General features: G+C 71.0%; 3 protein-coding genes. 2 read left to right on the top strand and 1 reads right to left on the bottom strand.

The annotated features are described in order from the left end of the window. Positions 1-211: 211 nt before the first annotated feature. Positions 212-1,711: a type VII secretion integral membrane protein EccD gene (gene eccD, locus ABVB68_RS14475; RefSeq protein ID WP_353601390.1), complete on the bottom strand. Its 1,500-nt coding sequence runs from the start codon at positions 1,709-1,711 to the stop codon at positions 212-214. A gap of 300 nt (positions 1,712-2,011) precedes the next feature. Here eccD and eccCa point away from each other — a divergent pair, with 300 nt between their 5' ends. Together eccCa and ABVB68_RS14465 are read left to right on the top strand one after the other, a co-directional pair. Beyond that, on the top strand, positions 2,012-5,977 hold the full coding sequence (gene eccCa / locus ABVB68_RS14470; protein WP_353601382.1) for a type VII secretion protein EccCa: 3,966 nt from the start codon (positions 2,012-2,014) through the stop codon (positions 5,975-5,977). Positions 5,978-6,131: 154 nt separating this feature from the next. Then, positions 6,132-6,602, top strand: coding sequence for a hypothetical protein (locus tag ABVB68_RS14465; RefSeq protein WP_353601381.1), 471 nt, complete (start codon positions 6,132-6,134; stop codon positions 6,600-6,602). Positions 6,603-6,626: the final 24 nt, after the last annotated feature.

The raw sequence follows: 6,626 nt of genomic DNA, 5'->3' as shown, positions 1-6,626 counted from the left end.
AGCTTTGTCCGGCACAAGCCGGTCGTGTGTCTTCAGCTTTGTCCGGCACAAGCCGGTCGTGTGTCTTCAGCTTTGTCCGGCACAAGCCGGTCGTGTGTCTTCAGCTTTGTCCGGCACAAGCCGGTCGTGCTCGCGGGTGCCGAGCCGGTCGTCCTGCCCGGGTGCCGGACCTGTCGTGCCCGCGGCTTCCCGGCCGGTCGTGCCCGCGGGTCTAGCTGGTCATGGCGCGGGCTTTCGCGTACACGTCGAAGACGGCCAAGGTGACCGGGATCAGGGTCAGCAGGACGAAGCCCTCGCAGATCTCCAGGAAGCGTCCCCAGAAGGGGGTCAGTCCGCCGCGCGGCAGGATCAGGCCCAGGGCCGTCACCAGCGCCGTGGCCAGGGCGATGGCCGCCACCATCCAGACGGTACGGACGTCGAGGTCGGTACGGTGGCCGGCCAGCGCCGCGCGCATGATGTGCTGCGGCGGGTTGAGGGCGAGGCCGAGACCGAGCAGGACCAGGGCGGCGAGGCCGGCGACCAGCACGGAGGCGACCTGGGCGGTGTAGCGGAAGAGGCCGGCGCGCATGAGCAAGGCGACTCCGGTGACGAACGCGAGCAGCTGGGCCCAGACGTCGTCGGAGAAGCCCAGCACGGCCGAGGCGCCGACGGCGAGCAGCGCACAGCCGCCGACCAGTCCGACGAGGAGTTCGTGGCCGCGCCGCGCCTGCGCCTCGATGCGCACGATGTCCACCGGCTCGTGCGTCGCGGTCTCGGTGCCGTACGCCGAACGGGGGGCTCCGCCGCTGGGGTTCTCGAAGCCGATCGGCAGCCGGGCGAATCGCATGGACATGCCGGGCAGGAAGGCGAGCGCGCCGACGGCGACCGGTGCGCACAGGCCGGCCATCTCCCTGGGGGCCCAGTCGGTGAGGGTCGCGACGAAGACGACGACCAGGGCGATCGTCGAGGCGAACACGAAGGCGACGAAGGGGCTGTCGCCGTGCGGTGAGCACAGGGCGAGGATCAGGGCGGCGACGAGGACGGCGGCGCACGCCAGGAGGAACTGGAGTCTGCCGACGCCCTCGCCGTCACTCAGCGGCAGCAGCCCGCTGCCCGCGACGCCGATGTTGGGCAGCGCGCCGAGGCCGAGGGCGACGGCCGAGCCACGGTCGTCGTAGACGCGGGCGCGCACCGCGGAGAGCACCACCAGGAGGACGCCGGTGACGGCGGCGAGGATGCCGGCCAGGCCGTGCATGTCGTGCCGCGGGTCGGCCGTCCAGGCGACGAAGGCGAGCAGGGCGGGCAGCACGCCGCCGCCGGCGAGGCCCGCGGCGCGGGTCAGGTCGTCGCTCCACAGCTTGTGCTGCTTGGTGACGGAGGCGGCCACGGCCTCGGCGACGTCGTCGAAGACGGCCGGCGGCAGGGACTCCGCGAACGGGCGCAGGGTGAGGAGTTCGCCGTCGAGGATGCGCTGGGCGGCGAAGGAGCGGGCGCTGTCCAGCACGGTGCCGTCGGTACGGACGAGGTGGTAGCCGACCGGGGCGCCGGCCGATGGGCTCTGCTGGGACAGCCGGAGGATCTCCGGGTAGAGGTCGGCGACCGGAACGTCGTCGGGCAGTGCCACGTCGATACGGCTGTCGGGCGCGACGATGGTGACCCGGCAGAAGCCGAGTCCGGTGCCGGACCCGGAAGGGGCTCCCGTCCCGGGTCCGCCGGTGGCGGCGGCCGTCATGCTCACCTGCTGCTCCCCCTCAGTGGTGGTGGTGCGTCTATGTCGTGAAGGTCCCGTGCCGGTTCGCCCGGGGCGCGGCGGCGCGGGTGCCGCACGGCCGTTTTCCGGGGTCTCACCGCCTCTCTATGGAGGGGTTTGCCCCGGTGTGTCCGGCCTGCTCGGCGTGTGCTCACGCGAACATCCGGCACCCTACCGCTCACCCGCGCCGGACGAACTCAGTAGGATCACGCGGCGGCCTGCGCTCGCCGAACACGGGGCGGCGGGCGGAACGCCTGGGTCGGGCAAGGGAATTGGTGAGCGGTGAGCCAGATTGTCGTAAAGCGCCCCCCCAGGGCGCTTCCGTCCGAAGTGCCCACGGAAGAGGTCGCTGTCCAGCCACCGCCCGAATTGCCGCGGGGGCCCCAGGAGAGCGTGCTGATGCAGCTCCTGCCCACGCTGGGCATGGGCGGTTCCGTGGTCTTCTTCTTCACGAACGGTCAGCCGTTCATGAAGATCATGGGCGTGATCATGATCGCCTCCACGGTGGCGATGTCCGTCGCGATGGTCGTGCGCTTCCGCCGCGGTTCCCAGGGACAGCTGGCCGACATGCGCCGCGACTACCTCAGCTACCTGTCGCAGACGCGCAAGTCCGCCGTGACCACCGCGAGGACGCAGCGGGACGCGCAGTACTACCTGCACCCCTCCCCCGAGCAGCTCTGGGCGCTCGTCGCCGAGGGCAGCCGGGTGTGGGAACGGCGGCCCGGCGACGAGGACTTCGCGCACGTGCGCATCGGCCTGGGCCCGCAGCCGCTGGCGACCCCGCTCATCGCTCCCGAGACGGGTCCCGTCGAGCAGCTGGAACCGCTGACGGCGGGCGCGATGCAGCGTTTCCTCGCCGCCCACGGCACCGTCGGCGACCTGCCGATGGCGGTGTCGCTGCGCGCCTTCTACCACGTCACGGTCAGCGGCGAACCGCAGTCCGTACGGGCCACCGCCCGCGCCCTGGTCGGCTCGCTGGCCTCGTTGCACTCCCCGCAGGACCTGGTCGTCGCGGTGGCCGCGGGCCGGGAGGCGCTGCCCGAGTGGGACTGGGCGAAGTGGCTGCCGCACGTCCAGCTGACCGGGGCGGTGGACGGCGCGGGCTCGCGCCGGCTGATGGGCACCGACCCGCGCGAACTGGAGGACCTGCTGACCGCCCGGCTGTCCGGCCGGCCGCGCTTCCACCCGGGTGCCGCGCCGCTGCTGGACGAGCCGCACATCGTGCTCGTACTGGACGACGTGTCCCTGCTGCCGGACTCGGTGCTCGCCAATCCGGAGGGCCTCCAGGGCGTCACCGTGCTCGAGGTGGTGCCGGGCGAGCTCACGACGACGGGCGGCGACCTGTCCATCGTCGTACAGCCCGGTCTGCTGCGCCTGGAGTCCGGGCACGGCGAGGTGTACGAGGGCAGTCCGGACGTCCTGTCCTACGAGTCCGCCGAGGCGCTCGCCCGGCAGCTGGCGCCGCTGCGCGTGGCGTCGGGCGGTGACGACGACGAACCGCTGCTCGCCAACCTGGAGTTCACCGACCTGCTGGGCCTCGGTGACGCCGCGTCGGTCGACACCAAGCGGACCTGGCGCCCGCGCGCGCTCGCGGAACGCCTGCGGGTGCCGATCGGTCTGGGCGAGGACGGCCGGCCCGTGATGCTCGACCTGAAGGAGGCCGCGCAGGAGGGCATGGGCCCGCACGGCCTGTGCGTCGGCGCGACCGGTTCCGGCAAGTCGGAGCTGCTGCGCACGCTGGTGCTGGGGCTGGCGGTCACCCACTCCTCGGAGACCCTGAACTTCGTCCTCGCGGACTTCAAGGGCGGTGCCACCTTCGCCGGCATGGCCCAGATGCCGCACGTGGCGGCCGTCATCACCAACCTCGCCGACGACCTCACCCTGGTCGACCGCATGGGCGACTCCATCCGCGGTGAGCTCAACCGCCGCCAGGAGATGCTCCGCGACGCCGGCAACTACGCCAACATCCACGACTACGAGAAGGCGCGCGCGGCCGGTGCCCCGCTGCAGCCGATCCCCTCCCTGGTCCTGGTGATCGACGAGTTCAGCGAGCTGCTGACCGCCAAGCCCGACTTCATCGAGATGTTCGTCCAGATCGGCCGTATCGGCCGCTCGCTGGGCGTGCACCTGCTGCTGGCGTCGCAGCGCCTGGAGGAGGGCCGGCTGCGGGGCCTGGAGACGTATCTGTCGTACCGGATCGGTCTGCGGACGTTCTCGGCCGCGGAGTCCCGCGCCGCGCTGGGCGTCCCGGACGCCTACGAGCTGCCGAACGTCCCCGGTTCCGGCTTCCTGAAGTTCGGTACGGACGAGATGGTCCGGTTCAAGGCGGCGTACGTCTCCGGCGTGTACCGCACGGGGGCGCGGCGGACGGCCCTGCCCGGCGGGCAGCTGCCGGTGGACCGGCGACCGGTGCTCTTCACGGCCGCCGAGGTGCCGGTGCAGTACACCGCGATCCCGCAGCAGCGCACCGAGTCCGAGCCCGAGGTGGACGAGGCACTGGCCGACACGGTCCTCGACGTGATCGTGCGCCGGCTGGAGGCGCAGGGACCGGCGGCGCACCAGGTGTGGCTGCCGCCGCTGGAGAGCCCGCCGTCGCTGGACGCGCTGCTGCCGGGACTGGCGGCGGTGCAGGGCCGCGGTCTGACCCAGCCGAACTACGAGGGCGCGGGCCGCCTGGTGGTCCCGGCGGGTCTGGTCGACAAGCCGTACGAGCAGCGCCGCGACCGTCTGATGCTCGACTTCTCGGGCGCGGCCGGCCACATGCAGGTCATCGGCGGTCCCCAGTCCGGCAAGTCCACGTTCCTGCGCACGCTGATCTGCTCCTTCGCACTGACGCACACCCCGCACGAGGTGCAGTTCTACGGCCTCGACTTCGGTGGTGGCGGTATGGCCGCGGTGGACGGCCTGCCCCATGTCGGCGGCGTCGCCTCACGCCTGGACCCGGAGCGCGTACGCCGTACGGTCTCCGAGGTGTACGGCGTCCTGACCCACCGTGAGGAGTACTTCCGCACGGCCGGCATCGCCTCGATCGCCGACTTCCGCGCCCGGCGCGCCCGTGGCGACATCTCCGTCACGGACCAGCCCTGGGGTGACGTCTTCCTCGTCATCGACGGCTGGGGCAACTTCCGTACGGACTACGAGGGTCTGGAGCCGGCGGTCCTGGACATCGCCGCGCGCGGACTCGGCTACGGCATCCACCTCGTTCTGACGGCGTCCCGCTCGATGGAGGTCCGGGCGAACCTCAAGGACCACCTGATGAACCGCCTGGAGCTGCGGCTGGGTGACGTGATGGACTCGGAGATCGACCGCAAGGTGGCGGTGAACGTCCCCGCGGGCGTTCCCGGCCGCGGCCTCTCCCCCCAGAAGCTGCACTTCATGGCGGCGGTGCCGCGTATCGACGGTCTCACCTCCGACACGGACCTGGCCGAGGCGACGGCCGCGCTCACCACCGAGGTGGGGCGCCACTGGCAGGCGCCGGGCGCCCCCAAGGTGCGGCTGCTGCCGCGCCGGCTGGAGGCGGTCGGGCTGCCGCCGGGCGACCGCTTCCGGGAGCGGGGCATCGCCTTCGCGCTGGACGAGGAGAACCTGGAGCCGGTGTTCCTCGACTTCGAGCAGGACCCGTTCTTCCTCGTCTTCGGCGAGAGCGAGTCCGGCAAGTCCAACCTGCTGCGGCTGCTGATCAGGCAGCTGTCGCTGCGGTACACCGGCGACGAGGCGAAGTTCTTCGTGGTCGACAACCGCCGCTCGCTGCTGGACATGACGCCGGCGTCCCATCTGGCGGAGTACATCCCGATGTCGAGCCAGATGGACCACCACATGGCCGCGCTGGCCGACCTCATGCAGCGCCGCACGCCGACGGCCGACGTCACGGCGCAGCAGCTGCGGGACCGGAGCTGGTGGCGGGGCCCGCAGGTCTTCGTCGTCATCGACGACTACGACCTGGTCTCCACCTCCAGCGGCAACCCGCTCAGCGGCCTGACGGAGATGCTGCCGTTCGCCCGCGACGTGGGTGTCCGCTTCATCATCGCCCGCTCCTCCGCGGGCGCGGGGCGTGCCTCCTACGAGCCGTTCATGCAGCGCATGAAGGAACTCGGCGCCCAGGGCCTCGTCATGGCCGGCGACCCGGCCGAGGGCGACGTCCTCGGCGGAGTCCGCCCCCGTCCGATGCCGGCGGGCCGGGGCGTCTTCGTGTCCCGGAAGCGGGGGAAGCCGTTGGTGCAGACGGGGTTGGTGGATGTGGAGTACTGAGGCGTTCTCTGCAACGGCACATCAGGCGTTCCAAGCACTTCCTCCGAGCGCTCGGACGCGACCGAGATCGCCGATGTGCCTTGCGGGTCCGACTCGATACGCCTAGCGTCGATTCCGTTCAGCCGTCTTCGCAGTGCACGGGGGAGAAGCATCCATGGCCTGGGACGAGTGGGAACAACTCAAGCGTCAAGCAGCCGAGGAAAAGTCGCCGCAGATGCGATTGAACCACCTGGCTGACGTCGGCAACGGCAGCGGAAAAGACCTGGTGGTCTATCAGGACGACCTAGGTGCCATCGGCCATGAGGCTTACCGGTTGCACGACTCCCTTCGCAGCCAGGCGGACATTGACGGTATGGGCGCCGGCCCACGGGGGAACGGCTCCACGACGCAGGCCGCAGACGAACTCAAGGGCCAGGGATTCGCCATGGGTTCTGCCCTTTCCCAGACGGTCAGGACCTGGACGGATCAGGTGGACACCCTCCTCCAGGCCTGTGCCAACATCTCCAACCACCTCAATTACTCCCGGAAGACGCACACGCATGACGATGCCGTCATTGCGGCGTCCATGAAGCAGGCAGACGGCTCTGCCGTGCCGACTTCAGCGCTGAACAAGTACTTCAAGTAACGGGGGTCACGGTGTCCGTCATCA

Source organism: Streptomyces sp. NPDC096012 (genome assembly GCF_040426375.1).
Lineage (GTDB): Bacteria > Actinomycetota > Actinomycetes > Streptomycetales > Streptomycetaceae > Streptomyces.
Note: the sequence above shows the minus strand (reverse complement) of the source record. Positions and strands in the feature narration are given on the sequence as shown.

Bases quoted from the DNA above. Each gene is read 5' to 3' on its own strand.
- eccD (WP_353601390.1), bottom strand. From the start codon at position 1,711: ATGACGGCCGCCGCCACCGGCGGACCCGGGACGGGAGCCCCTTCCGGG.
- ABVB68_RS14465 (WP_353601381.1), top strand. From the start codon at position 6,132: ATGGCCTGGGACGAGTGGGAACAACTCAAGCGTCAAGCAGCCGAGGAA.